This window comes from Aeromonas sp. s1(2024) (genome assembly GCF_040908005.1).
GTDB lineage: Bacteria > Pseudomonadota > Gammaproteobacteria > Enterobacterales > Aeromonadaceae > Aeromonas > Aeromonas caviae.
This window is the reverse complement of record NZ_JBFOCW010000041.1, coordinates 1-25525: the sequence shown is the minus strand read 5'-3', so window position 1 is coordinate 25525 and position 25525 is coordinate 1. Positions and strand designations below refer to the sequence as shown.

Genomic DNA, 25525 nt, shown 5'->3' with positions numbered 1-25525 from the left:
TTCAATCACCTTGCAATGCGGGCTTATTTCTTTCCCGGGTTGTCCCAGATCCCCTCTTCCAGCTGGCTGCGCAGCTCCGGGTATTTGTTGGCATCGAAGGTCGGCACGCGGCCCACCTTGAGCTGGTCGTTGTAGTCCTTGGCCAGCTTGATGGCGACGCCGGAGAGCAGCAGGATGGCCACCAGGTTGACGATGGCCATCAGCCCCATGGAGACATCCGCCAGAGCCCACACGGTCGGCAGCTCGCCCACGGAGCCGAACATCACCATGCCCAGCACGAACATCCGGAACAGCATCAGGCCGCCCTTGTGGTTGTGCTCGAGGAACACCAGGTTGGTCTCCGCATAGGAGTAGTTCGCCACGATGGAGGTGAAGGCGAAGAAGAAGATGGCCGCTGCGATGAAGATGTTGCCACCACCGCCCACCTGGGAGGAGAGCGCGCGCTGGGTCAGCTCGACACCGGTCACGCCGGAGCCCGGCTCGAACTGGCCGGACATCAGGATGATGGCGGCAGTACAGGTACAGATGACGATGGTATCGAGGAAGACCCCCAGCATCTGCACATACCCCTGGGAGGCCGGGTGCGGCGGATAGGGGGTGGCGGTGGCGGCAGCGTTGGGGGCAGAGCCCATGCCCGCCTCGTTGGAGAAGAGGCCGCGCTTGATGCCGTTGATCATCGCCTGGGAGATGGCATAGCCCATGGCGCCGGAACCTGCCTGCTCGATGCCGAACGCAGACTTGATGATGAGGGCGAAGATACCCGGCAGCTCGCTGATGTTCATGAACACCACGAACAGCGCCATCAGGATATAGGCGATCGCCATGAAGGGCACCACCAGCTCGGCAAAGCGGGCGATGCCGCGAATGCCGCCGAAGATGATGAGACCGGAGAGCACCACCAGGGCCAGACCGCTCACCCAGTCAGGGATGCCGAAGGCGACGTTCATGGCCAGGCTGATGGAGTTGGCCTGCACCGCGTTGAACACCAGACCGAAGGCCAGCAGCAGGCAGAGGGAGAAGACCACCCCCATCCAGCGCATGCCGAGGCCGCGCTCCATGTAGTAGGCGGGGCCACCCCGATAGTTGCCATCCTCATCCTTGACCTTGTAGAGCTGGGCCAGGGTGCTTTCCACGAAGGCGGTGGCCATGCCGATGAAGGCGATCAGCCACATCCAGAAGACGGCGCCAGGGCCACCCAGATAGATGGCGACGGCCACACCGGCCAGATTGCCCGTCCCGACGCGAGCCGCCAGGCTGGTACACAGAGCCTGGAAGGAGGAGATGCCGGCGCTGTCGGATTTGCGACTGTTGCGCAGGACCGAGAACATGTGGCCGAAGTGGCGGATCTGGATAAAGCCCAGGCGGAAGGTAAAGAAGATACCGACCCCGATCAGCAGGTAAATGAGCACGGCTCCCCACATCAGGTCGTTAATCATTGCAATCAAGGTGTCCATAATTCTCTCGTTGTTATCACATCCATGGCCAGTCTGCGCTGACCGCTCTCTGTCAATTTCCGAACCAGCATTGCGCCGAAGGGGCGGAATCTAGCATAGCGAGGGAATTCAGAATAGTGACAGGGCTCACTGGGGAGACAAAAAACGAGCAATTTGATGCAAAAAAGCTTCATTTAGCACGCAATAAATCAACAAAAATTGATGTGCAACCCAGCCCCTCACAAATTAGAGCCAATAGAGAACCATTTTACAACTCATCCCATGGGGGTAAAAACAGCTGAGTGAAACGACATCAGGGAGACAAGCGTTTGCCTCTCATGCCTCATCGGCAAGGGGTTGTAACGCAAAACGTTTTACACGTAATTAAATTTCAAGTAGCTGACAGAACTATTTATGTGACCTCCCGCACAAAATCATGAATCCACCAAAATAATTGCGCTTTTCCATGTCGGAGCCAGCCGCCACACCATGAATAAAACTCGTTTTTTATCAAACACTTTCACTCGACAGCCGGTACCGCTTTCACCACCTGGCTGATTCGCATACAAGCCCCCCTATTGCAGGATGCGCCACATCCGTATTAATTAGGCAGGCAATGACGATGGGGCCTGCCCATCGCCCCTTTCTGAGCCTGAGCCGCCGGGATCTTGTAATTTAATTTCAGAACTGCCGTCTCATGCCCACCACCCTGGGATTGCTCCCTCATAAAGAGATGATATTTGCCATGGCCGATAAATTGACCCAGCTGAAAGCCCTGACCACAGTGGTTGCCGACACCGGCGACATCGAAGCCATCAAGCGCTACCAGCCCATCGATGCCACCACCAACCCCTCTCTGGTACTCAAGGCCTCCGAGATCCCCGAGTACGCAGCCCTGATCCAGGACGCCATTGCCTGGGCCAAATCCCAGAGCCAGGACAAGGCACAGCAAATCATCGACGCAGGCGACAAGCTGGCGGTCAACATCGGCCTCGAAGTGCTGAAAATCGTTCCGGGCCGCATCTCCACCGAAGTGGACGCCCGCCTCTCCTTCGACACCGACGCCAGCATCGCCAAGGCCCGCAAGCTGATCCGCCTCTACAACGAAGCCGGCATCAGCAATGATCGCATCCTGATCAAGCTGGCCTCCACCTGGGAAGGGATCCGTGCCGCCGAGGTGCTGGAGAAAGAGGGTATCCAGTGCAACCTGACCCTGCTGTTCTCCTTCGCCCAGGCCCGTGCCTGTGCCGAAGCCGGCGCCTTCCTCATCTCCCCCTTCGTGGGCCGCATCCTCGACTGGTACAAGGCCAAGAACGGCCGTGACTACACCGCCAGTGAAGATCCGGGCGTGGTCTCCGTCACCGCCATCTACAACTACTACAAGCAGCACGACTACCCGACCGTGGTCATGGGCGCGAGCTTCCGCAACACCGGCGAAATCCTGGAACTGGCCGGCTGCGACCGCCTGACCATTGGCCCCGCTTTGCTGGAAGAGCTGAGCAAGGCCGAAGGCACCGTGGTGCGCAAGCTGGACTACACCGGCGAGCGCACAGCCAAACCGGCCCCGATGACCGAAGCCGAATTCCGCTGGGAGCTGAACCAGGACGCCATGGCCGTCGAGAAACTGGGGGAAGGCATCCGCCTGTTCGCCATCGACCAGGGCAAGCTGGAAACCATGCTGGCAAGCCACCTGTAAGGCCGCTCGCCACACGGCTCTCACAGAGCGAAGTGGCGCCGCAAAAACCGGGCTCCCGAGAGGGCAGCCCGGTTTTTTTGTGCCTGTTTCCGGTTGTCACAACTTCGTCATAAAAACGTTTTATTTTCAAAGGCGTCGTGTTATACGGATGGTGAAAACCATAAAACCAAGGAGGGAGCCATGGACATGTTCAACTTCGATTTTGACGAGGTCGTTGAGCTGGGTTCACGTAGCCGCGGGACAACGGGAAAAAAACGCAAATGGCGTGAGATTGAGGCGCTTAAAGACAAGCACCGCCTGCAAAAGGAGCTGCAGGCCATCGACATCGCCTATGAAGGATCGGACGACCTGGAGCTCTGATACGCCCACGTCGCCCATGTTTCACTCCAGCGAGTGGAGCCATAAAAACAGCGCCCCGGATTGACCGGGGCGCTGTTTTTATGGGTGAACCTCCTGTCAGGCTGCAGGCAGCGAGAGCTGTTTGGCCAGCGCCTGGAAGTGCTGGCTTACCTCCGCTCCGAACAGGGGATCATTGATGGCCCGGTTCTGCCAGAGCTGTTCGAGATGACGCCAGTCATCCTCGGTCAGGGAGTCGCGCAGATGGGGGAAGATAACCCCTTCCTCATAGTTCATGTGCGCCTCCTGCTGCTCGATGAACTGCTCCAGCCTGGCGGTGAACTGATCCAGCGGGATGACCGCATCCATCAGGATCATCTCCACCATCTCCTTGAGCTCGGTCCCTGCATCCAGCAGACGGGCGTGCTCCTCGTGCAGCCGGTTGGCCACTTCCCCCTCCACCACCCTGTATTTCAGGTAGTAGTCATAAATCATGTCTTCCTTCGGGTGGTGGTACTTGTCAGATACCTCGCGCAGATAATCCACCACATCCCGCAGCAGGAAGTAGCTCACCGGCTGCTCATTGCGAATGGCCGCCAGCTTTTGCTTGAGCAGCGTCAGCAACCGGGTGATGTTGAGGTGGTCCTTATGCAGACTGGATAACATGGGCACTCCTTGCACTGAAATGAGAAAACGTCTGTCTCGAGTATACGGTCATTTATTGCCTGAACTTTGCACTCAATCAAGTCGGATGCAGACAGCGGCTGCACCAGCCTCTCACCACAGGGGGCACAGGGGACACCATTTCCCCTGTGCATTCACGGCGTCAGGCCGCCGGATCAGCGCAGACCGAGAGCCAGTCGATGGGACTGCGTCCTTGCTGGACCAGCAGGCGATTGGCCTCGGAGAAGTGGCCGCAACCGATGAAACCGCGATGGGCAGAGAGCGGGCTGGGATGGGGGGCGCTCAGCACATGGTGGCGCGACCGGTCGATGAAGCGCCCTTTCTTCTGGGCATGAGCGCCCCACAGCAGGAAGACAACTCCCTGGCAATGGGCATTGATCCGCTCGATGACCCGATCGGTAAAGGTCTCCCACCCCAGGTGGGCGTGAGAGTGCGCCATGCCCGCCTGTACCGTCAGCACCGTATTGAGCAGCAGCACTCCCTGTCTGGCCCAGGATTCCAGGAATCCGTGATTGGGTGTGACAAAACCCGGCAGATCCCGCTGCATCTCCTTGTAGATGTTGACGAGGGACGGCGGCGTGCGCACTCCGGGCAAGACGGAGAAACAGAGGCCGTGCGCCTGATCCGGGCCGTGATAGGGATCCTGCCCCAGGATCACCACCTTGACGTCATCCAGCTCGGTCAGTTTGAAGGCATTGAAGACCTCGGTCGCCGGGGGATAGATCACCTTGCCCGCCTCCCGCTCGGCCCTGACGGTGGCCAGGGTGTCCATGAAATACGCCTGCTCTTTCTCCGAACCAATCACATCTTTCCAGGTCAGCACACCCGTCTCCTCTCGTTGTGGATCCACTCCTTCCATCCTGGCTGGCATGCCAACCTCTCCCCACTCCCCGCCTTCTGTCCAGCTTGGCACCGCTATCTCCTCGGTCAATAGAGCAAGGGGCTCAGGATAGGGTCCTCGCCCCCAAGACGCAACCGCATGGAGGTCAGGCTCAGTCTGGCCAGCCTGGGAAGTGGCGGCGGCGTTCACGGGCAATGACCGGGTCTGCGTCGACACAGGAATAACAGGGCGTCCTTCGGACAAACCTCATGGGCAGGCCGGTTTTCGCTGACGCCAGAAATAAATCCTAAAGGTGTAGTTAAATTACTAGATATGAATAATAAAAAATGCATAATTCATATATCTTACAAAAACAGAAAAATGATCTGTTTTTGATTCAACTCAATGATTTAATCCCTTTCAATGCGCGCAAAGTGGGGTTTTATTGATTTGGATCAATTTTTGTAATATTACCATCGTGGTATATATGGCCCCAACGAAGTAAAGGTGTAAGGCAAGGCCCCGTTAAATCATTCCTTCCAAGAGGTGGTTTAAAAACATCAGGGTAATGTGCTTACCGTTGAATCCGCTTTCCTATGAGGAGTCATACCATGATCAAGGGCATCCAAATCACCCAGTCCGCCAACGCCGCTCTGCTGAACTCTTTCTGGCTGCTGGACGAAGAGAAACAACAGGCTCGCTGCATCTGCGCCAAGGGCGACAGCTTTGCCGCCGATCAGGAAGTCAGCCTCTCCGACCTGGGTCAATTCGAATACCGTGAACTGCCGGTTCAGCAAGAGCCTGTGGTCGAAGGGGGTCAGCACCTGAACGTCAACGTACTGCGCCGCGAAACCCTGGAAGACGCCATCGCCAACCCGGAAAAATACCCGCAGCTCACCATCCGCGTCTCCGGTTACGCCGTGCGTTTCAACGCCCTGACCCCGGAGCAGCAGCGTGACGTGGTCACCCGCACCTTCACCCAGAGCCTGTAAGGCGCCCTGCGTAAAGAGATAAAAAAACGGCCCCCTCGGGCCGTTTTTTCATGGGTGATGATCACCGCCGGAACCTGGCTCAGCTTCGCAGGTCCACCGGCCTTGCCACCACGGGTTTCGCCAGGGCGTCCTGCATGGTGGCCTCGTCGAGCTGATCGCAGTAACGGGCCACCACCAGGGTCGCCACCCCGTTGCCGATGAGGTTGGTCAGGGCGCGCGCCTCCGACATGAAGCGATCAATCCCGAGGATCAGCGCCAGCCCGGCCAGCGGCAGATGCCCTACCGCCGAGATGGTGGCTGCCAGCACGATGAAGCCACTCCCCGTGACTCCGGCCGCCCCCTTGGAGGAGATAAGCAGCACCACCAGCAGGGTGAGCTGATGGAACAGGTCCAGCGGGGTGTTGGTCGCTTGGGCGATGAAGACGGCGGCCATGGTCAGATAGATGGAGGTGCCGTCCAGGTTGAATGAGTAACCGGTCGGGATCACCAGACCCACCACCGATTTCTTGCAGCCCAGCGCCTCCATTTTCACCAGCATGCGCGGCAATACGGATTCCGACGAGGATGTTCCGAGCACGATCAACAGCTCTTCCCGGATATAGGCAATAAAGCGCACAATGCTGAAGCCATTGGCTTTGGCGATACTGCCGAGCACCAGAAAAATAAACAGCAGGCAGGTCAGATAGAAACTAGCAATTAATTGCCCCAGCTGCACCAAAGAACCAATACCGTATTTCCCTATGGTGAATGCCATGGCGCCAAATGCCCCGATCGGCGCCAGTTTCATGATCATGTTGATGATGCCGAAAATAACCTGGGAGAAACCATCGATGATATTGAAGATGGGTTTTCCCTTCTCCCCGATATGATGCAGGGAAAATCCGAACAGGACGGCAAACAGCAACACCTGGAGTATATTGCCGCCGGCAAAGGCACCGATGACGCTGGCCGGTATCACATCCAGCAGGAAGGGAATTATCCCCTGGGACTGGGCCTGATCCGCATAGACGGAGATGGCGCTGGCGTCGAGTGAGGAGGGATCCACATTCATACCGGCCCCTGGCTGCAGCACGTTGACCACGCACAGACCGATGATCAGGGCCAGGGTGCTCACCACTTCAAAATAGATCAGCGCAATGGCACCGGTTTTGCCCACCGCCTTCATGCTTTCCATGCCGGCAATGCCGGTGACCACGGTACAAAAAATGACGGGGGCGATGATCATCTTGATTAATTTAACGAAGCCATCACCAAGGGGTTTCATATCTGCGCCCAGACTCGGATAGACATGTCCCAGACATATTCCGATGGTGATTGCCAATATCACCTGAAAATAGAGGCTACTGACAATTTTCTTGTGCATGCTCAACGTCCTGTTAATAAGTGTGACTCCACTGACAGCAAATAACGCATGCAGCAGTCTGCGGCGAGAAATAGGGTTATCTCACCCGCTTCATACCTTTTTGCCATCCTGACGGTCGCTACTTTTGCATGTCATAAGAAGCAAATAAGAGACATCAATCACACAATATATTTAACATCATTAACACCACGGAAACATGGTCGCAATGGACGCCGAAGAGCACCAAATGAAAATGACGGAAATAAAAATGCCCCGCATGGCGGGGCATTTTTGATAGTAAAAATCGCGATCAGGCGGAGGTATCGAGGGGCTCGAAGCCCTTGACGAGATCGTCGATGGCCTTCATCTGCTTGAGGAAGCCTTCCAGCTTCTCCAGCGGCAGGGCGCTCGGGCCGTCGCAGCGGGCAATTTTCGGATCCGGGTGGGATTCGATAAAGAGACCGGCCAGGCCCACCGCCATGCCGGCACGGGCCAGCTCGGTCACCTGCTCGCGGCGACCGCCGGAGGCCGCTCCCAGGGGATCACGGCACTGCAGGGAGTGGGTGACGTCAAAGATGACCGGATAGCCGCCGGTGCTCTTCTTCATGACGCCCAGGCCCAGCATGTCCACCACCAGGTTGTCATAGCCGAAGTTGGCACCGCGCTCGCAGAGGATCAGGCGATCGTTGCCACACTCCTCGAACTTGTCGGTGATGTTCTTCATCTGGCTTGGGCTCAGGAATTGCGGCTTCTTGATGTTGATGACGTTGCCGGTGCGGGCCATGGCCTCCACCAGATCGGTCTGGCGCGCCAGGAAGGCGGGCAGCTGGATGACGTCGACCACCTCGGCGACCGGTTTGGCCTGATGGGGCTCATGCAGATCGGAGATCACCGGCATGCCGAAGGTCGCTTTCAGCTCCTGGAAGATCTTCATCCCCTCTTCCAGACCCGGGCCGCGATAGGAGTGGATGGAGGAGCGGTTGGCCTTGTCCCAGCTCGCCTTGAACACGAACGGGATGCCGAGCTTGCTGGTCACTTCCACGTACTTCTCGCACACCGCCATCGCCATGTCGCGGGATTCCAGCACGTTCATGCCGCCGAACAGCACGAAAGGTTTGTCGTTGGCGACGTCGATCTGGTTGACCTTGATATTCTTCTGTTCCATCTCAGGGATCCTTAATGGAGGGGCTTGGGACTGAGGTCCAGGGTGGCCAGCTGGGTTTTCAGCACATCGGCCACGGGATCATCAGGGCATTGTTCAATAAAGTATTCGAAATCGTCGGCGGCAAAGCGCGGGCAATCGAGTTGCTCATAGATGAAGCCCCGATCCCGCGTCTCCAGCGGATCGCCGGGCTTCATGCGCAGCAGCAGCTCGCTGCAGCGCAGCGCCTCCGTCATGCGCTCCTCGCGCAGCAGGGCGCCCTTGCTGACATTGAGCAAGCGCTCGATGATCTCCCACTGCCCCGATGGCTGCAGGTGATCATCGCTCAGACTCGCCAGGTTGCCGAGGGCACCGCGCAGCAGCAGTTCGATGCGGTGCCGGCTCAGTTCATCACCGTTGAAGGGGTCCACATAGACCTCCCCGTCCAGACCGGCAAAACTCAGGAGGAAATGGCCGGGAAAGCAGATCCCCTCCACATCCAGCCCTATCTTGCGACCCAGCTGGATGAGGAGGATGCCGAGACTGACCGGGATCCCCTTGCGCCTTGCCAGCACCTGGTCCAGATCGCAGTTGGCGGACGAGAAGTAATCCTGCCAGTCGCCACGAAAGCCCAGGGTCTGGTAGAAACCCTGCAACAGCTGACGGCGCACCTCATCGCAGTCTCCCTCGGCAATCGTCTCGTCCAGCCAGGCATCGAGGCGGGCAAGCTCGGCCTCTCCCGTGCCGCCATGGCCCCGGATCTCGTCGCTCACCGACAGCGCCAGCTCGGCCAGATCGTGAGCCTCGAAGTCGGTCCACTCATCCACACGTATCATCGTCATCCTTCCTAGCCGAACAGGCTGGCCTGCTTTTGCACCGCAAGCTTGGCGATAAAGAAGATCCACCCCAGTGCGCCCAGGAAGGCAAACCAGCGGATGCCGTTGCTACGGGCCAGGCGCAGCGCCATCATGGCCAGAAACGCCACCACCAGGATGGACGTCAGCTTCTCGGCCAGCCAGGGAATGGCGTTGTTGAGGGGGTTGAGACCCAGCACCATGCAGAGCAGCACACCGGAGAGCACCACCAGGCCGTTGAGCCAGCCGCTGATCTTGAGGGTGCGGGCGCCCCCTGCCAGCGCGGAGCCGGTCTGCAACCAGTAAAAGCGCAGGATAAACATCAGCACGGCCCCGGCAATCAGGGTGAGGTGCAGATGCTTGAGAACAACATACATAAGATTTCCTTGAACAGGGGCAGACCGGGCCCGCCCGTCATATCACTGAGCCAGGCGCCCCAGGGTCACCCGCTCGTTATCGCCGTAATCGCGCACGGTTTCCACCTGGACGTAGCCTTGTTGCAGCAGGAGTTGACGCACCGCCTCCCCCTGATCCCAGCCGTGTTCCAGCAACAGCCAGCCACCTGGCACCAGATGGGCGGGCGCCTGGGTGACGATAAGGCGGATATCCGCCAGCCCCTGCTCCTCCGCCACCAGGGCGGAGCGCGGCTCGAAGCGCACGTCCCCCTCGTGAAGATGGGGGTCCGTCCCGTCGATATAGGGCGGGTTGGAGACGATCATCGCAAAGCGCGGTGCATCCGAGAGCGGCGCAAACCAGCTGCCGTCGCGCACCTCGATGGGCAATCCCAGGGCGGCGCTGTTGGTGCGGGCCAGCGCGGCCGCGGCCGGCATCCTGTCCACCGCCCATACATCGGCATCCGGTCGCTCAGACTTGAGCGCAAGGGCGATGGCACCGGTGCCCGTGCCCAGATCCAGCAGGGCGCAGGGGCCGCCCGGCAGGCGGGCCAGCGCTTGTTCCACCAGCACCTCGGTATCGGGGCGCGGGATCAGGGTGGCCGGGCTCACTTTCAGCGGCAGCGACCAGAACTCCCGCTCACCGATGAGGTGGGCAATGGGCTCACCATTGAGGCGACGGGCAAGCCAGCCCGCCAGGGTTGCCTGCTGGGCGGCATCGAGCTCGTGCTCCGGCCAGGTCATCAGATAGCTGCGCCGGCAATCCAGCAGATGACAGAGCAGGGCATCGGCGTCGGCACGGGGGGATTCCCCGGAGGCCAGGGTCGCCATGATGTGGGCGCGGGCCTGCTGGATCTGCATCAGTTGCTCTCGGCCAGGGAGGCGAGCTGATCCGCCTGATACTCCTGCACCAGGGGGGTGATCACGCAGTCCAGATCCCCTTCCAGGATGTCGCCCAGACGATAGAGGGTGAGGTTGATCCGGTGCTCGGAGAGACGCCCCTGGGGATAGTTGTAGGTGCGGATGCGCTCGGAGCGATCCCCGGAGCCCACCAGGTTGCGGCGGGTACTCTGCTCGGCGGCGCGGTGGCGTTCGTCCTCGGCCGCCTGCAGGCGAGCGGAGAGCACCGACATCGCCTTGGCGCGGTTCTTGTGCTGGGAGCGCTCGTCCTGGCACTCCACCACCAGCCCGGTGGGCAGGTGGGTGATGCGGATGGCGGAGTCGGTCTTGTTGACGTGCTGGCCGCCGGCACCGGAAGCGCGGAAGGTGTCGATCTTCAGCTCGGAGGGGTTGATCTCCACCTGCTCGGCTTCCGGCACTTCGGGCAGCACGGCCACGGTACAGGCGGAGGTGTGCACCCGGCCCTGGGATTCGGTCTCGGGGACTCGCTGCACCCGGTGGCCGCCGGACTCGAACTTGAGGCGGCCGTAGACGTGCTCGCCGTCCACCTTGGCGATCACCTCCTTGTAGCCACCGTGTTCGCCGTCATTGCAGCTGACGATGGAGACACGCCACCCCTGACGCTCGGCGTAGCGGGAGTACATGCGGAACAGATCCCCCGCGAAAATGGCCGCCTCGTCGCCACCGGCACCGGCGCGGATTTCCAGATAGCAGTTGTTGTCATCCTTGGGGTCGCGCGGCAACAGCATCACCTGAAGCGCCTGCTCCTGCTCCTCGAAGGTCGCCTTGGCGAGCGGCAGTTCCTCCTGCGCCATCTCCCGCAGCTCGGCATCCTCTTCCTCCAGCATCAGCCGGGTGGTGTCGAGGTTCTCTTCGGCCTGGCGGAAACGCTGGAAGGCGTGAACGATATCTTCCAGCTGGGCGTATTCCCGGGTCAGGGCGCGGTATCTGTCCTGATCCGAGGCGACCCCGGGCTCCCCGAGCAGGGCCTGTACTTCTTCATGGCGCTCGATGAGGCCTTCCAGCTTTCTGATCAATGAGGGGTTCATGACTCTTGGATTCTCGATGGAGGACGGGACGGCAAAGGGCCGTCCCAACACTATGATTCTTGTGACAATCCCAGCACCTGACGCAGTTGGGCCAGCTTGTGGCTGTCCCCCTGAGCGGCGGCCTGGCGCAGGGCCTGGGTCGGTGCGTGGATCAGCTTGTTGGTGAGGCGATGGGCCATGGCCTTGAGCGCCTGCTCGGCATTTTCACCCTGTTGCAGGGCCAGCAGGGCCCGCTGCAACTCTTCGTCGGCGACCTGCTGTGACTGATGGCGATAATCGCGAATGAGATCCACCGAGTGCTGGCTGCGATACCAACCCATGAACTCGTCGCGCTCTTCCTGCACGATGAGTTCCGCCTCGGCGGCCGCCCGCTTGCGGGTCTCCAGGTTCTGCTCGATGATGCCCTGCAGATCGTCCACCGTGTAGAGATAGGCATCGGAGAGCTCGTCTACCTCGGCTTCGATGTCGCGGGGCACGGCGATATCCACCAGGAACATGGGCTTGAAGCGACGCGCCTTGAGCGCCCGCTCCACCATGCCCTTGCCGATGATGGGCAGGGGGCTTGCCGTGGAGCTGATGACGATGTCCGCCTCGTGCAGGTAGTCCGGGATCTCCTCCAGGGTCATTACCTGGGCACCGAACTCCTCTGCCAGCAACTGGGCCCGTTGCAGGGTCCGGTTCGCCACCATCATCCGGGTCACGCTCTGCTCGCGCAGGTGGCGGGCCACCAGTTCGATGGTTTCGCCGGCGCCCACCAGCAGCACCTTGGTCTGGGAGAGGTCGGAGAAGATACGGCGGGCCAGGCTCACGGCGGCGAAGGCCACCGACACCGCGCTGGCGCCGATCTCGGTGTCAGTGCGCACCCGTTTGGCCACCGAGAAGGATTTCTGGAACAGGCGCTCCAGGGATCCTTTCACCGCATCCGCCTGCTGGGCGTGGGCGTAGGATTGCTTGATCTGCCCCAGGATCTGCGGCTCCCCGAGCACCAGGGAGTCGAGGCCGCAGGCCACCCGCATCAGGTGCCGCACCGCTTCCTCGTCCTGGTGCCGGTAGATGGCTGAGAGCACCTCGCTCGCCTCCAGCGCGTGGAACCGCTGCAACCAGTTCAGCACCTGCTCCCCCTGCCCCTGCTCCAGGCTGCAATAGAGCTCGGTGCGGTTGCAGGTGGAGACGATCACCGCCTCGCTGACGCCAGGCTGCTCCACCAGCTCACGCAGGGCGCGATCGATGCGGTCCGGGCCAAAGGCGACCCGCTCCCGCAAGGCGACACTGGCGGTGTTGTGGTTGATTCCGAGGGCAAGCAGACTCATGGGTGGGTGATGATCGTTTCATGCACAGGGTGTAGAGGCCGACAATTGTACGAGAAAGGGTAAGTCTTTAAAAGCAATACGGCCGCCCCTTATACTGTCGCAAACCTCATCTGCGGAGCTCCACCTTGTTGTTGCGTATCTTCTCCCTCGCCTGCCTGCTGGTGCTGGCGGGCTGTACCACCACCCAACCCCAGCGGGATCAGGTCAACTGGCAGCAGGAGCGCGCCCGCCTCGAACGCCTCACACACTGGCAGTTGTCGGGCAAGATGGCCATCATCACCGCCCGCCAGAAGGGCAGCGCTCGCCTCAACTGGCAGCAAAACGGCGACGACTATCGCCTCAACCTCACCAGCCTCATCGGCACCCATATTCTGGAACTCTCCCGCACCGGCGGCGAGGTGACTCTGCTCGACAACGACGGAAAACAGCACCAGAGCCAGGATGCCGAGCTCCTGGTCTATCAGCTCACCGGCTGGCACATTCCGGTGGCCGGGCTGCCTGAGTGGATCAAGGGATTGCCGGGGCAGGCCGAATTCGAGCTCAACCCCGATGCCAGCCTCGCCAGCGTGCGCGACGGCCAGTGGCAGATCGTCTACGGGGACTATCGGGATCAGGACGGCTATCGCCTACCCCACCTGCTCACCATGACCGGGCAGGAGAGCCGTCTCAAGCTGCAGATCAACGAGTGGACCCTGGCACCATGATGCACGACCAGGCGCCGATCCGCTGGCCCGCCCCGGCCAAGCTCAACCTCTTCCTGCACGTCAACGGCCGCCGCCCCGATGGCTACCACGAACTGCAGACCCTCTTCATCTTTCTCAACCACGGCGACTGGCTCGAATTCGAGCCGATCCCCAGCAGCGACCAGCTCACCTTGAGCCCGGCCATTCCCGGCGTGCCCGATGAACAGAACCTCATCATCCGGGCTGCGCGACTGTTGCAGAGCCGGTTGGCCAGTCCGCAGGGAGCCCATGTCCGGCTGGAGAAGGTACTGCCCATGGGCGGTGGCATCGGGGGCGGCTCGTCGGACGCGGCCACCACCCTCGTGGCCTTGAACCACCTCTGGCAAGCCGGCTTGAGTGAAGACGAGCTGGCCGAGCTCGGCGTGCAGCTGGGCGCCGACGTGCCGGTGTTCGTGCGGGGCAAGGCCGCCTTCGCCGAAGGCGTGGGGGAGCGGTTGCAACCGGTCGAGGTGCCGGATGCCTGGTACCTGGTACTCAAGCCGGATTGCCATGTGGCCACCGCCGCCGTGTTCCAGGATCCCGACCTGCCCCGCAACACCCCCAAGATGACCCTGGACAATCTGCTGGCAGGAGAGTGGAAAAACGATTGCGAGCTGCTGGTGAAAAAGCGCCACCCCGAGGTTGCCAATGCGCTCGGCTGGTTGCTAGAATACGCGCCGTCAAGAATGACGGGCACTGGCGCCTGCGTCTTTGCTCGATTTGAAGACGAAATGGCTGCTCGGAAGGTGTTGGCAAGAGTGCCGGAAGGCTGGGATGGGTTTGTCGCCAAGGGCGAGAACATATCACCACTCTTCGTCACTTTGCAACAAGTGAGTGATTGGGGTATCGCCAAGCGGTAAGGCAGCGGGTTTTGATCTCGCCATTCCTAGGTTCGAATCCTAGTACCCCAGCCAACTCTCTCCTTGTTGAGGCCGTATCGGGAGGTGTTGACCTCGTCGATGTGTCTTGGGCCAATCTGACGCGATGGCGCTCAAGGTGGATTCCCGTCCACCCACCCTGCGGGTGATGAGACGCCATCCTCGACATCGCCCAGAGACCTTGTCCGTCATCTTGCTAAATCGTTTGCCCCCAAACGATACGGGTCTAAAATCAGACTCCCCACATACTGGATGCAACCCCGAGGTTTCAAACCGTGCCTGACATGAAGCTGTTTGCTGGTAACGCAACGCCGGAACTAGCCCAGAAGATCGCAGATCGCCTGTTTATCAAACTCGGCAATGCTGCCGTAGGTCGCTTTAGCGACGGCGAGATCAGCGTACAGATCAACGAGAATGTACGCGGTGGCGATATCTTCATCATTCAATCCACCTGTGCCCCGACCAACGACAATTTGATGGAATTGATCGTCATGGTGGATGCACTGCGTCGTGCTTCAGCTGGCCGTATCACTGCCGTTATCCCCTACTTTGGTTATGCCCGTCAGGACCGCCGCGTCCGCTCCGCCCGTGTGCCCATCACCGCCAAGGTCGTCGCCGACTTCCTCTCCAGCGTGGGTGTGGACCGTGTGCTGACCGTTGACCTGCATGCCGAGCAGATCCAGGGCTTCTTCGACGTCCCCGTCGACAACGTGTTCGGCAGCCCGGTGCTGCTGGAAGACATGAAGGCCAAGAACCTCGAATCCCCCGTGGTCGTGTCACCGGACATCGGCGGCGTGGTCCGTGCCCGTGCCATCGCCAAGCTGCTGGACGACACCGACATCGCCATCATCGACAAGCGTCGTCCCCGTCCGAACGTCTCCCAGGTCATGCACCTGATCGGCGACGTGGCCGGTCGTGACTGCGTCATCGTCGACGACATGATCGACACCGGCGGCACCCTGTGCAAAGCGGCCGAAGCGCTGAAAGAGCGTGGTGCCAAGCGCGTGTTCGCCTATGCGACCCACCCTGTCTTCTCCGGCACCGCCGTTGAAAACATCAAGAATTCGGTCATCGACGAGCTGATCATCACCGACTCCATCCCGCTCACCCCGGAGATGAAGGCAGTCGGCAAGGTCAAGCAGCTGACCCTCTCCTCCGTGCTGGCCGAAGCGATTCGCCGCATCAGCAACGAAGAGTCCATCTCTGCCATGTTCGAGCATTGATAGACCCTGTTGTGACAAAAACCGCCGAATGGCGGTTTTTGTTTTTTTGGGTGCCTGGCGCCAGCCGCCAGCCTCCACTCGGCAAGAGACGAAAACCTCGGACGAGCCACCCCACCCGAGCCCTTCTGTCCGGCTTTTCCCCGACCTTGCCGCACTTTGGTTGAGTGATCGCCACTCGGCGGCTAGAATATTGCGTCCCATTGCCCCGGGTCATCCGCCCATGGCAAGTAGCGAGTGAAGACATCAAGCGTGACAAGTCAAATCAAACTGATTGTCGGGCTGGGTAATCCCGGCCCCGAATATGCCAAGACCCGCCACAATGCGGGCGCCTGGTATGTGGAGCAACTGGCACGCTGGCACAATGTCAGCCTGCGCGAAGAGCCCAAGTTCTTCGGCCACACCGCCCGCTTCCTAGTGGACGGGCAGGATGTGCGGCTGCTCATCCCGAACACCTACATGAATCTCTCCGGCAAGGCCGTGGCGGCGCTCGCGCGCTTCTACCAGATCGCCCCGGAAGAGATCCTGGTGGCCCACGACGAGCTGGACCTGCCTCCCGGCATCGCCAAGTTCAAGCAAGGGGGCGGTCACGGCGGCCATAACGGCCTCAAGGACATCATCGCCAGGATGGGCAACAACAATAACTTCTTCCGGCTGCGCCTTGGCATCGGCCATCCGGGCGCCAAGGAGCTGGTCGCCGGCTTCGTGCTGACCAAGGCGCCCAGCAGTGAGCAGAGTCTGATCGAGGCCGCGCTGGACGAATCCCTGCGCGCCACCGACATCCTGTTCAAGCAGGACATGACCAAGGCCATGAATCGCCTGCACTGTTTCAAGGCCGAGAAAGTCTAGGCCTTCAGCCTGCATCGCCAGGCAGTTCAAGATGACCGGCCCCTGGCGAGATCCCTCGCCTCGGGGTCAAGCAACACGACACGGGCCGCCCGCGCGGCCCCTTGAAGCATCCATCAACAAGGTAACAATCCATGGGTTTTAAATGCGGTATCGTGGGCCTGCCCAATGTAGGCAAATCCACCCTGTTCAATGCGCTGACCAAGGCCGGCATCGAAGCCGCCAACTTCCCGTTCTGCACCATTGAGCCGAACACGGGTGTGGTCCCCATGCCGGATCCCCGCCTCGACCAGCTGGCGGCCATCATCAATCCGCAGCGTGTCGTGCCGACCACCATGGAGTTCGTGGACATCGCCGGCCTGGTGGCCGGTGCCTCCAAGGGCGAAGGCCTTGGCAACCAGTTCCTGGCCAACATCCGTGAAACCGAAGCCATCGGTCACGTGGTGCGCTGCTTCGAGGACGAGAACATCGTCCACGTAGCGGGCAAGGTCTCCCCGGCCGACGACATCGAGGTCATCAACACCGAGCTGGCCCTCTCCGACCTGGATGCCTGCGAGCGCGCCATCAATCGCCAGTCCAAGCGTGCCAAGGGCGGCGACAAGGATGCCAAGCTGGAAGTGGAAGTGCTGGAGAAGATCAAGGTTGCCCTGGAAAACGGCCAGATGATCCGCGGCATGAAGCTGGACAAGGATGAGCTGGACGCCGTCAGCCACCTCAACTTCCTGACCCTCAAACCCACCATGTACATCGCCAACGTGGCGGAAGATGGCTTCGAGAATAACCCCTACCTGGATCAGGTCCGTGAGATAGCCGCCGCCGAGAACGCCGTTGTCGTGGTCGTCTGCTGCGCCATCGAGGCGGACATCGCCGAGCTGGACGACGAAGACCGCGCCGAGTTCATGGCGGATCTGGGCATCGAGGAGCCGGGCCTGAACCGGGTGATCCGCTCCGGATACGAGCTGCTCAAGTTGCAGACCTACTTCACCGCCGGTGTGAAAGAAGTGCGCGCCTGGACCATTCCCGTAGGTGCCACCGCCCCGCAGGCCGCTGGCAAGATCCACACCGACTTCGAAAAAGGCTTTATTCGCGCCCAGACCATCGCCTTCGACGACTTTATCACCTACAAGGGTGAGCAAGGCGCCAAGGAAGCAGGCAAGATGCGCGCGGAAGGGAAAGACTACATCGTCAAGGATGGCGATATCATGAACTTCCTGTTCAACGTCTAACCCCATGAGAGGCCAGCATTTGCTGGCCTCTTTTTTATCTGGCCAGAGGCGCGATCTGGGTGCGAATGTCGTAAAAAAAACCAGATTGTTGGGCTTTTGCACGACAGCGGCCAATAACTCGCCAAACGCACCCAAATTCGTTTTTTCAAACAAAAAAAGGGTTGACGCCCCAGAGCCAGATACGCATAATTCCGGCCGCACAGTGACGAGGCAACGACTCACTGGAAGCACGGTTGGCTATGTAGCTCAGTTGGTTAGAGCATCGCACTCATAATGCGGGGGTCACAGGTTCGAATCCCGTCATAGCCACCATCTCTAGTTGGGGTATCGCCAAGCGGTAAGGCAGCGGGTTTTGATCTCGCCATCCCTAGGTTCGAATCCTAGTACCCCAGCCATTTTTGAATGATGTTTGACAGTCTCTGTCAGGCATCGCTGTTGGGGTATCGCCAAGCGGTAAGGCAGCGGGTTTTGATCTCGCCATCCCTAGGTTCGAATCCTAGTACCCCAGCCATTTTTGAGTGATGTTTGACAGTCTCTGCCAGGCATCGCTGTTGGGGTATCGCCAAGCGGTAAGGCAGCGGGTTTTGATCTCGCCATCCCTAGGTTCGAATCCTAGTACCCCAGCCATTTTTATGTTCTCTTCCACGTTTGTGGTTGACAACAAACGGCTATGTAGCTCAGTTGGTTAGAGCATCGCACTCATAATGCGGGGGTCACAGGTTCGAATCCCGTCATAGCCACCATGTTTGAAAAACGTTCCTTCAATCATCCGATTGCAAAGAACACTGTTGGGGCATCGCCAAGCGGTAAGGCAGCGGGTTTTGATCTCGCCATACCTAGGTTCGAATCCTAGTGCCCCAGCCATTTTTGCTTGTATTCGACGCAAGTCGTGCACAAGACGGCTATGTAGCTCAGTTGGTTAGAGCATCGCACTCATAATGCGGGGGTCACAGGTTCGAATCCCGTCATAGCCACCATTATTCTTGCGGAAGTGGCGAAATTGGTAGACGCACCAGATTTAGGTTCTGGCGCCCTAGGCGTGAGAGTTCGAGTCTCTCCTTCCGCACCATCGAAAGCAGTACCAAACAGACCAGCTCAGGCTGGTTTTTTTGTATCCGGCGTTTGCCGCTCTTCTTCCCCTCTCCACGCCATCGCACGCCTGCAACGCCACCTCATGTATCAACGGCTGAGCCTTGTGCTCTCCTCTGCGACGGCGCTATGCCCTGCTCCGGCGTGATGCCGCCCTTTTCATCTCGCAGAGCGCTGCGGGCAATAAAAAGGCGGCCCGCAGGCCGCCATATCGTTTGCTGTCGTCAGAACGGGAAGAACCAGGGGATGGCGATGACGCTCACCACCATCACCAGCAAGGTGAAGGGCACGCCAATGCGCACGAAGTCCATGAACTTGTAGTTGCCCGGGCCCAGCACCAGGGTGTTGACCGGCGACGAGACCGGCGTCATGAAGGCTGCCGAGGCGGCGATGGCGATGGTCATGGCAAAGGGATAAGGTGATACCCCCATCTGATGGGCCGTCCCCAGCGCGATGGGCGCCATCAGCACCGCCGTCGCCGTGTTGGAGATGAAGAGCCCGATGACGGCACAGAGCGCGAAGAGGCTGGCCAGCATCACCCTGGGGCCCATCTCCCCCACCGCCGAGATGAGCGCGCCGACGATGAGATCCACCCCGCCGGTCTGCTGCAATGCAAGGGCAAAGGGCAACATGCCCACGATGAGGATCAGGGTCGGCCAGTGGATGGACTTGTAGGCACTCTCCAGATCGATACAGCGGAACTTGCCCATCAGCAGGCAGGCGATGAGCGCCGCGATGACGTTGGGCACGGGATCCGTCACCATCAGTACTATCATGACCCCGAGGGCAATCAGGGCGTGGATGGCCTGGCTGCGGGCCGGCGCCATCTCGTCCACTTCCGCAGGCAGGCCCAGCAGCAGAAAATCGCGATGATGGGTCTGCAACTGACGAATGAGGCTCCAGTTCCCCACCACCAGCAGGGTATCCCCCATCTGCAGCGCCTCGTCCACCAGCTTGCCGGTCAGCGCCTCTCCATCCCGGCGGATCCCCACCACGCTCAGGCCGTAACGGGAACGGAAGGTCACCTCGCGGATGCTCTTGCCGAGCAGCCGGGAGCCGGGGATGGGGGAGACCTCCGCCATGCCCACCTCCCGCGCCTGGTCGGAGAAATACTCCCCGCGCAATATCATGGGCTCGAGCCGCGCCTCGCTGCAAAACTCCCGCACATCCACCTCGGGATCCGACATGTCGATGAGCAGCACATCCTTGGCCTGGAACTCGGTCACCCCGGTGACACTGACCATCACCCGCCTGAACTTGCGCCAGCGCTCCATCCCGATGACGTTGGCCCCGAAGCGGGCACGCAATTGCAGCTCGTCCAGGGTCTGGCCGATCAGGGGGGAGTCGGGCCGGATCGCCAGTCGGCGTGCTCGCCCCGCCAGCCGGTAATCACGGATGAGATCCCGCATGGTGCTGCGTCCCATTTGCTTGCCCTTGCCCTCTTCCCCTTCACGCACCAGACGGTTGCGCATCAGCAGCATGTAGAGGATCCCCATCCCCAGAATGATGACGCCCATGGGAGTGAAGCCGAAGAAACCGAACCCCTGGATGTCGTGCCGCATCAGCTCACTGTTCACCACCATGTTGGGAGGGGTTGCCACCAGCGTCATCATGCCGCTGATAAGGCCGGCAAAGCCGAGCGGCATCATCAGTCTGCCCGCCGGGATCCCCATCCGGTTCGCCACGCTCAGCACCACGGGGATGAAGATGGCCACCACCCCGGTCGAACTCATCACGGCCCCCAGGGTCGCCACCGCCACCATCAGCAGCACCAGCATGCGGGTTTCGCTGCTGCCGGCCACCTTCACCAGGGCATCTCCCACCTGATAGGCGATGCCGGTACGCACCAGCCCCTCCCCCACCACGAACAGGGCGGCAATCAGAATGACGTTGGGATCGCTGAATCCTGCCAGCGCCTGCGGCAGGGTCAGGGTGCCGCTCAACACGAACAGGATGATGATCAACAAGGCGACCACGTCCATGCGGACCTTGTTGGTAATAAACAGGAGAATGGCACCCACCAGCATGCTGAGCACCCAGATCAACTCGGAATTCACACTTGCTCCTTTTGTTCAACGTCAACCACGGCCGGCCTCGGACGCCATCAGACCACAGAGCCCGTCCCCCTGATTTGTTACATATCAAGAAAGAGGAGGCCGCATCATCTCACATTCAGGTTCAGTTGCGGCCATTTTACCGGTCCGTAAACGCAGTCGGTCGCCCTTCACATGTCGGGGTAAAAAGTGCTGCACGCTCCCCTTGCCCCTCCTAAAATGGGCCCGCCGCGGCCTGAGCCGCCCTCTCACCCCTTGCCCTTCGGAGACGACATGACCCAGCACACCCCGGCCTACCCGGCATTCACCTTCTTCAGCCGCTTTGTCGCCGACATCCAGGCTGGCCGAAAGACCATCACCATCCGCGACGAGAGCGAGGCAAACTGGCAGCCCGGCCAGCGCCTGGCCCTGTTCACCAACCCGGAACACCAGCCTTTTGGCACCATTGAGGTCATCTCGGTCAAGGCGGTCGCCTTCGAGGCGCTGAGCGACGAGCACGCCCGTCAGGAGAACATGACCCTCCCCGAGCTTAAAGATGTGATCCGCGATATCTACCCCGCACTGCCGCCCCTCTATGTGATTGAATTCGTGCTGATTGAAGCCTGATTTTGTGAGCTGCCTCAGCTAACGCCGGTTGCGCTCACGGGCCAAAAGCGCACAATGACTGTTTTTATATACAGTCATTGGTGTCTTATGGAAAAACAACTCGAACCGGCCATCGCAGCCATGGTGGCAGACTTCATCGCCGCAGGTCGTCCCAAGGCGAGCCAGCTGAGCTGGCAGGCGCGCCGTGACGGCTACCTAGCCTCTGCCCTGTTGGGCGGTGAGCAGGAAGAGGTGGGCGCCATCGAAGAGTGGCAGACCGATCACCACGCCATCCGCTGCTATCGGCCCGCAGACAAACCGGACCCCGCGTATCCGGTGCTGATCTATTTTCACGGCGGCTGTTTTGTCAGCGGGGATTTCGAGACCCACGATCGCCAGATGCGGATGCTGTGCAACCGGGCCAGCGCCCTGATCTTCGCCGTACACACCCGCCTCGCCCCGGAACACACCTATCCTGCGGCTCACGACGATGCGCTGGCCGCCACACGGGCCATCATGGCCGAGGTGGAGAAATGGCATGGGGATCCGGCACGTCTCGCCATTGCCGGCGACAGCGCAGGGGGTCATCTCGCCCTGATCACCACCTTGCGGCTCAAGGCTGCCAACGCCCCCTTGCCCAAGGTCCTGCTGCTTCTCTATCCCATGCTGGATGCCCTCTGCGAGAGCCAAAGCTACCGCGATCTCGGTGACGACTACCTCATCACCCGGGACATGCTCGCAAGCGGTTTTCACGCCTACCTGGGCAGCCTGCCCCCCAGCCATCCCGAAGCCAGCCCGCTCCACCATCCCGCCCTGTCAGGATTACCGCCGACCCATATCGTCACGGCGGAATATGATCCGCTGCGCGACGAAGGGGAAGCCCTGTATGGCAAGCTGGTGCAGGCTGGCGTCGATGCCACTTGCCAGCGGCAGCATGGCGTCATTCATGGCTACTTCCAACTGGCGGCCATCAGCCCTGCCGCTCGTCAGCTCATCGACCATATAGCCATGATGCTCAGAAGACTCTGAGTTGGAACCGGCCCCCAAGCCGTGTTAAAAGTGTCTCTTTTGAATCAGGGAGGTAACCCGAGTGTTCGAGATAGCGAGCCTGAAAGAGGGCATGATGCACGGGGTGGAGCTGTTCCAGCTGCTGCTGGAGATCATCTCCATCGCCTGCGTGGTCATCGGCCTTGGCAAGACCCTCTGGCTGGCGGCCAGAGTGCGGGATCACGAGCCCGGCTTTCCCCGTATCCGCCTCTGCTTCGGCAGCTGGCTCATCCTGGCGCTGGAGTTCCAGCTCGCTGCCGACATCCTGGCCACCACAGTGGCACCGAGCAAGGAGGAGCTGGTGCGCCTCGCCATCATCGCGGTCATCCGCACCTTCCTGAACTACTTCCTCGGCAAGGAGCTCGATGCCCAGGCCGAGCGCCAGCAACCCGAGCCTGTCAGGTCACCTTCCCGCCCCGACGCCCGATGAGCGGGCTGAGTGGCACAAGGCCACGACACGGAAGGAAAGGCACCAGCCTGATCCCATGAAGAGGGCTCCCCACGGGGAGCCCTCTTTGTATCCGATAGTAACCATCAGGCGTGCTTGCTGGCCAGCTCGTGGCGCTTCAATGCCAGCAAGGTGACCAGCAGGGCGGCGGTGGCGATCAGCGCCATGCCGATATAGGTGGCGCTGAAACCGGGTGCCAGTTCGGCCGGGCTCAGGCTGGCCAGATTGGGGCTGCTGCCTGCTGGCAGAGCGGCATGGAACAACACGGCGCAGATGGCGACACCGACCGCCCCGCCCAGCTCCCGGCCGAAGTTGAACAGGGACATGCCGATGCCGCGATCTTCCCGCGGCAGGGCATTTTGCACCACCACCGACAGCGCCGGCAGCACCAGACCCAGCCCCAATCCGGCAAACCCCAGTCCCACTCTGGCCCAGAGGTCGAAGTGGATCTGCCACAGGGCCAGCGCTGCCAGGGCAAAACCTGCCACCACGAAACGCTTGTAGTGACCGGTGCGACCGATGAGCTTGCCGCCGACGAAGGCCCCTGCCGTGATGCAGACCATGAAGATCACCATGATCCCGCCACTGTCACTGGCACTCATCCCCTTTTGCCACTGCATCTGCAACGGCAGGTAGACCAGCACGGCAAACATCAGCAGCTGCGAGGCCAGCGCCAGCAGCACGCTCACCAGATAACCCGGCAGGCGCACCAGGTGGGCCGGCAGTATGGGGTCGTGGGCCCGCCGCTCCACCAGGATCAGCAGCAACAAGGCCGCCCCCAGCGCAGCCGCGAGCCAGACGGCGGGCAAGGCCGCCTCCGGCGAGAGCAGCAACAGGGTGAGGGTGGTGACCGTGATGAGCAGTGCCGCTCCCTTCCAGTCGAAGCGGCTGTAGCGGCGCACATTGAGGTAACCCAGATTGCGGTTCACCAGCCAGAGGGCGATAGCGCCGAGCGGCAGATTGATCCAGAAGATCCAGCGCCAGCTGAGCTGCTCGGTAAAATAGCCACCGAGCAGCGGGCCTGCGATGCTGGAGACCGCATAGACCGCCGAGATATACCCCTGATACTTGCCCACCTCCCGTGGCGGAATACAGTCGGCGATCACGGTAAAGGCGAGTGCGATCAGCCCCCCGCCCCCCAACCCTTGCAGCACGCGGGCGGCCAGCAGGGTTGGCAGATCCTGGGCCAGGGCGCAGGCCACGGATCCCGCCAGAAACAGGCCGATACCGATGTTGAGCATGCGTACCCGGCCGAACATGTCGCTCAACTTGCCATAGATGGGCAGGGCCGCAGTGGCCGCCAGCAGATAGGCGGTCACGACCCAGGTGAGGGCGGCACCGGCGTTCAGCTCAACCCCTATGATGGGCAAGGGGGTGGTGACGATGCTCTTTTCCAGTGAGCCCAGGGCGATCACCAGGGCCACGCTCGAGAAGACGGTTTTGGGGGACATAGGCAGGCTCGCTCATGTGAGATATCGGCACAGGGGGTGCAAGGCACATTATTGTCTCATAAATCATTAGCCGATGGTCAAAACCACTGCCAACCATGATGAAGGTCGCGACATCTGCGAGCCGGATCTGCTAGGGTGAGTCTTTGCCGAAGAGGACGCCCCCCATGCCCCAGTCATCCCCCTGCGATCATCACCAGAGTGAACAGCCCCGATTCGACGAGTACGACGCCCTGATCTTCGACATGGATGGCACCCTGGTGGACTCCATGCCTCTGCACCTGGATGCCTGGGAAATCACCAGTGCCGAGTTCGGCCTGCCGTTTGATCGGGCACAGCTCAACGAGTACGGCGGCATCCCCACCCGCAAGATAGTGGCCATGCTGGCACAGCAGCACGGGATGACCATCGACATGGAAGCCTTTGCCCGGCGCAAGGTGGCCCTCTACCTGGCACGGATCGACGACGTCCGGGTGTTTCCCGCCATGTGGGAGCTGGTCAGGCAGTACCACGACAAGGTGCCCATGGGCATAGGTACCGGCTCAACCCGGGAACATGCGGCGCACATCCTGCGTCAGACCGGGCTCGATGCCTTCATCTCCGTGCTGGTGAGTGCCGATGATGTGGTCAATCACAAGCCCCACCCGGACACCTTCCTGAAAGTGGCCGAGCAGCTCGGCGCCAACCCGGCCAACTGCCTGGTGTTTGAAGACACCCGGATAGGCATTCAGGCGGGCAAGGCCGCCGGCATGACCACCTTGCTGGTCGATCAGGGCACACTTTACCCGCGCTAGTATGGGTTGTATGGAGATGGTATTCACCTGACAGTTGCCCACAAAAGGGAGTGGTCATACGGCTTCAAACCGGATAACAAAACGGTACCCCTACCGTGTTATCTGGAGTCACCGTATGACCACCAACGAGAAAGTAGCACGTCGTAAACTCAGCTTGCTAGAGCTCGCCAAAGAGCTCAATAACGTCAGCAAAGCCTGCAAGCTCATCGGCTACAGCCG

Annotated in this window: 24 protein-coding genes, 9 tRNA genes and 1 pseudogene; 22 read left to right on the top strand and 12 right to left on the bottom strand. The window is 60.6% G+C overall.

Features of this window, described 5'->3' with window-relative positions; all coding sequences use genetic code 11:
- Positions 1–23 precede the first annotated feature (23 nt).
- Positions 24–1454, bottom strand: coding sequence for a sodium:alanine symporter family protein (locus AB5Y70_RS09755; protein ID WP_043155782.1), 1431 nt, complete (start codon positions 1452–1454; stop codon positions 24–26).
- Positions 1455–2178: 724 nt separating this feature from the next.
- On the opposite strand from AB5Y70_RS09755, the gene tal reads away from it, so the two are divergent.
- Positions 2179–3129 (top strand): transaldolase, encoded by a 951-nt coding sequence (gene tal, locus AB5Y70_RS09750; RefSeq protein ID WP_010673859.1) that lies wholly within the window; start codon positions 2179–2181, stop codon positions 3127–3129.
- Between the two features lie 180 nt (positions 3130–3309).
- Positions 3310–3489, top strand: a complete 180-nt coding sequence (locus AB5Y70_RS09745; protein ID WP_010673858.1) for a DUF3545 family protein — start codon at positions 3310–3312, stop codon at positions 3487–3489.
- A 96-nt stretch (positions 3490–3585) separates the two neighbouring features.
- Here the strand turns inward: AB5Y70_RS09745 and AB5Y70_RS09740 are convergent, their stop codons facing one another.
- Positions 3586–4131: a hemerythrin domain-containing protein gene (locus AB5Y70_RS09740; RefSeq protein WP_042880804.1), complete on the bottom strand. Its 546-nt coding sequence runs from the start codon at positions 4129–4131 to the stop codon at positions 3586–3588.
- Between the two features lie 160 nt (positions 4132–4291).
- Positions 4292–4972 carry a uracil-DNA glycosylase gene (gene ung, locus AB5Y70_RS09735; RefSeq protein WP_010673856.1) on the bottom strand — a complete coding sequence of 227 codons (681 nt, stop codon included), beginning with the start codon at positions 4970–4972 and terminating at the stop codon, positions 4292–4294.
- Positions 4973–5580: 608 nt separating this feature from the next.
- Between ung and grcA the strand changes: the two genes are divergently transcribed.
- The gene (gene grcA / locus AB5Y70_RS09730; protein ID WP_010673855.1) at positions 5581–5961 is read left to right on the top strand and encodes an autonomous glycyl radical cofactor GrcA; all 381 of its coding nucleotides are present in this window, start codon (positions 5581–5583) and stop codon (positions 5959–5961) included.
- Between the two features lie 79 nt (positions 5962–6040).
- Here the strand turns inward: grcA and AB5Y70_RS09725 are convergent, their stop codons facing one another.
- The 7 genes from AB5Y70_RS09725 to hemA all read right to left on the bottom strand — a co-directional run bounded on the left by AB5Y70_RS09725 (position 6041) and on the right by hemA (position 12949).
- On the bottom strand, positions 6041–7324 hold the full coding sequence (locus AB5Y70_RS09725; RefSeq protein WP_041212586.1) for a dicarboxylate/amino acid:cation symporter: 1284 nt from the start codon (positions 7322–7324) through the stop codon (positions 6041–6043).
- A 289-nt stretch (positions 7325–7613) separates the two neighbouring features.
- Entirely contained in the window at positions 7614–8468 is an 855-nt protein-coding gene (gene kdsA / locus AB5Y70_RS09720) for a 3-deoxy-8-phosphooctulonate synthase (protein ID WP_039039605.1), read from the bottom strand.
- Between the two features lie 11 nt (positions 8469–8479).
- Positions 8480–9280 (bottom strand): SirB1 family protein, encoded by an 801-nt coding sequence (locus AB5Y70_RS09715; protein ID WP_041212584.1) that lies wholly within the window; start codon positions 9278–9280, stop codon positions 8480–8482.
- 11 nt (positions 9281–9291) lie between these two features.
- Positions 9292–9675 carry a SirB2 family protein gene (locus AB5Y70_RS09710; protein WP_039039603.1) on the bottom strand — a complete coding sequence of 128 codons (384 nt, stop codon included), beginning with the start codon at positions 9673–9675 and terminating at the stop codon, positions 9292–9294.
- 42 nt (positions 9676–9717) lie between these two features.
- Positions 9718–10551 carry a peptide chain release factor N(5)-glutamine methyltransferase gene (gene prmC, locus AB5Y70_RS09705; protein WP_039039602.1) on the bottom strand — a complete coding sequence of 278 codons (834 nt, stop codon included), beginning with the start codon at positions 10549–10551 and terminating at the stop codon, positions 9718–9720.
- The gene (prfA, locus tag AB5Y70_RS09700) at positions 10551–11639 is read right to left on the bottom strand and encodes a peptide chain release factor 1 (RefSeq protein ID WP_039039601.1); all 1089 of its coding nucleotides are present in this window, start codon (positions 11637–11639) and stop codon (positions 10551–10553) included. The genes prmC and prfA overlap by 1 nt, the downstream gene beginning before the upstream one ends.
- Positions 11640–11689: 50 nt before the next feature.
- A complete protein-coding gene (gene hemA / locus AB5Y70_RS09695; RefSeq protein WP_041212583.1) occupies positions 11690–12949 on the bottom strand; it encodes a glutamyl-tRNA reductase in 1260 nt (419 codons plus the stop codon).
- Between the two features lie 125 nt (positions 12950–13074).
- On the opposite strand from hemA, the gene lolB reads away from it, so the two are divergent.
- From lolB to AB5Y70_RS09625, 14 genes are all read left to right on the top strand, one after another.
- The gene (gene lolB / locus AB5Y70_RS09690; RefSeq protein ID WP_039039599.1) at positions 13075–13653 is read left to right on the top strand and encodes a lipoprotein insertase outer membrane protein LolB; all 579 of its coding nucleotides are present in this window, start codon (positions 13075–13077) and stop codon (positions 13651–13653) included.
- The gene (gene ispE / locus AB5Y70_RS09685; RefSeq protein ID WP_049636685.1) at positions 13653–14531 is read left to right on the top strand and encodes a 4-(cytidine 5'-diphospho)-2-C-methyl-D-erythritol kinase; all 879 of its coding nucleotides are present in this window, start codon (positions 13653–13655) and stop codon (positions 14529–14531) included. The genes lolB and ispE overlap by 1 nt, the downstream gene beginning before the upstream one ends.
- A tRNA-Gln gene (locus AB5Y70_RS09680) sits at positions 14511–14585 on the top strand. Before ispE ends, AB5Y70_RS09680 begins: the two co-directional genes overlap by 21 nt.
- 239 nt (positions 14586–14824) lie before the next feature.
- Positions 14825–15772 (top strand): ribose-phosphate pyrophosphokinase, encoded by a 948-nt coding sequence (locus tag AB5Y70_RS09675; RefSeq protein WP_010673845.1) that lies wholly within the window; start codon positions 14825–14827, stop codon positions 15770–15772.
- Positions 15773–16021: 249 nt separating this feature from the next.
- On the top strand, positions 16022–16618 hold the full coding sequence (gene pth / locus AB5Y70_RS09670) for an aminoacyl-tRNA hydrolase (RefSeq protein ID WP_043155778.1): 597 nt from the start codon (positions 16022–16024) through the stop codon (positions 16616–16618).
- Between the two features lie 131 nt (positions 16619–16749).
- Positions 16750–17841 carry a redox-regulated ATPase YchF gene (gene ychF, locus AB5Y70_RS09665; protein WP_010673843.1) on the top strand — a complete coding sequence of 364 codons (1092 nt, stop codon included), beginning with the start codon at positions 16750–16752 and terminating at the stop codon, positions 17839–17841.
- A gap of 235 nt (positions 17842–18076) precedes the next feature.
- Positions 18077–18153, top strand: a tRNA-Met gene (locus AB5Y70_RS09660).
- Positions 18154–18161: 8 nt separating this feature from the next.
- Positions 18162–18236, top strand: a tRNA-Gln gene (locus AB5Y70_RS09655).
- Positions 18237–18277: 41 nt separating this feature from the next.
- Positions 18278–18352 (top strand) — tRNA-Gln (locus AB5Y70_RS09650).
- A 41-nt stretch (positions 18353–18393) separates the two neighbouring features.
- A tRNA-Gln gene (locus tag AB5Y70_RS09645) sits at positions 18394–18468 on the top strand.
- A gap of 39 nt (positions 18469–18507) precedes the next feature.
- Positions 18508–18584 (top strand) — tRNA-Met (locus AB5Y70_RS09640).
- Between the two features lie 46 nt (positions 18585–18630).
- A tRNA-Gln gene (locus tag AB5Y70_RS09635) sits at positions 18631–18705 on the top strand.
- Positions 18706–18741: 36 nt separating this feature from the next.
- Positions 18742–18818, top strand: a tRNA-Met gene (locus AB5Y70_RS09630).
- Between the two features lie 8 nt (positions 18819–18826).
- Positions 18827–18910, top strand: a tRNA-Leu gene (locus AB5Y70_RS09625).
- 244 nt (positions 18911–19154) lie between these two features.
- Here the strand turns inward: AB5Y70_RS09625 and AB5Y70_RS09620 are convergent.
- Positions 19155–20987, bottom strand: coding sequence for an SLC13 family permease (locus AB5Y70_RS09620; protein WP_043155776.1), 1833 nt, complete (start codon positions 20985–20987; stop codon positions 19155–19157).
- Positions 20988–21257: 270 nt separating this feature from the next.
- Between AB5Y70_RS09620 and yqfB the strand changes: the two genes are divergently transcribed.
- From yqfB to AB5Y70_RS09605, 3 genes are all read left to right on the top strand, one after another.
- Positions 21258–21590, top strand: a complete 333-nt coding sequence (yqfB, locus tag AB5Y70_RS09615) for a N(4)-acetylcytidine aminohydrolase (protein ID WP_041215617.1) — start codon at positions 21258–21260, stop codon at positions 21588–21590.
- Positions 21591–21677: 87 nt separating this feature from the next.
- A complete protein-coding gene (locus AB5Y70_RS09610) occupies positions 21678–22598 on the top strand; it encodes an alpha/beta hydrolase (RefSeq protein WP_043155774.1) in 921 nt (306 codons plus the stop codon).
- 61 nt (positions 22599–22659) lie between these two features.
- A complete protein-coding gene (locus AB5Y70_RS09605; protein WP_010673839.1) occupies positions 22660–23046 on the top strand; it encodes a DUF1622 domain-containing protein in 387 nt (128 codons plus the stop codon).
- Positions 23047–23150: 104 nt separating this feature from the next.
- Here the strand turns inward: AB5Y70_RS09605 and AB5Y70_RS09600 are convergent, their stop codons facing one another.
- Positions 23151–24515 carry an MDR family MFS transporter gene (locus AB5Y70_RS09600; RefSeq protein WP_043155772.1) on the bottom strand — a complete coding sequence of 455 codons (1365 nt, stop codon included), beginning with the start codon at positions 24513–24515 and terminating at the stop codon, positions 23151–23153.
- A 164-nt stretch (positions 24516–24679) separates the two neighbouring features.
- Here AB5Y70_RS09600 and AB5Y70_RS09595 point away from each other — a divergent pair, with 164 nt between their 5' ends.
- Together AB5Y70_RS09595 and AB5Y70_RS09590 are read left to right on the top strand one after the other, a co-directional pair.
- Positions 24680–25306, top strand: a complete 627-nt coding sequence (locus tag AB5Y70_RS09595) for an HAD family phosphatase (RefSeq protein ID WP_043155770.1) — start codon at positions 24680–24682, stop codon at positions 25304–25306.
- Positions 25307–25421: 115 nt separating this feature from the next.
- Positions 25422–25525, top strand: a pseudogene (locus AB5Y70_RS09590) (IS481 family transposase); the annotation flags it as partial.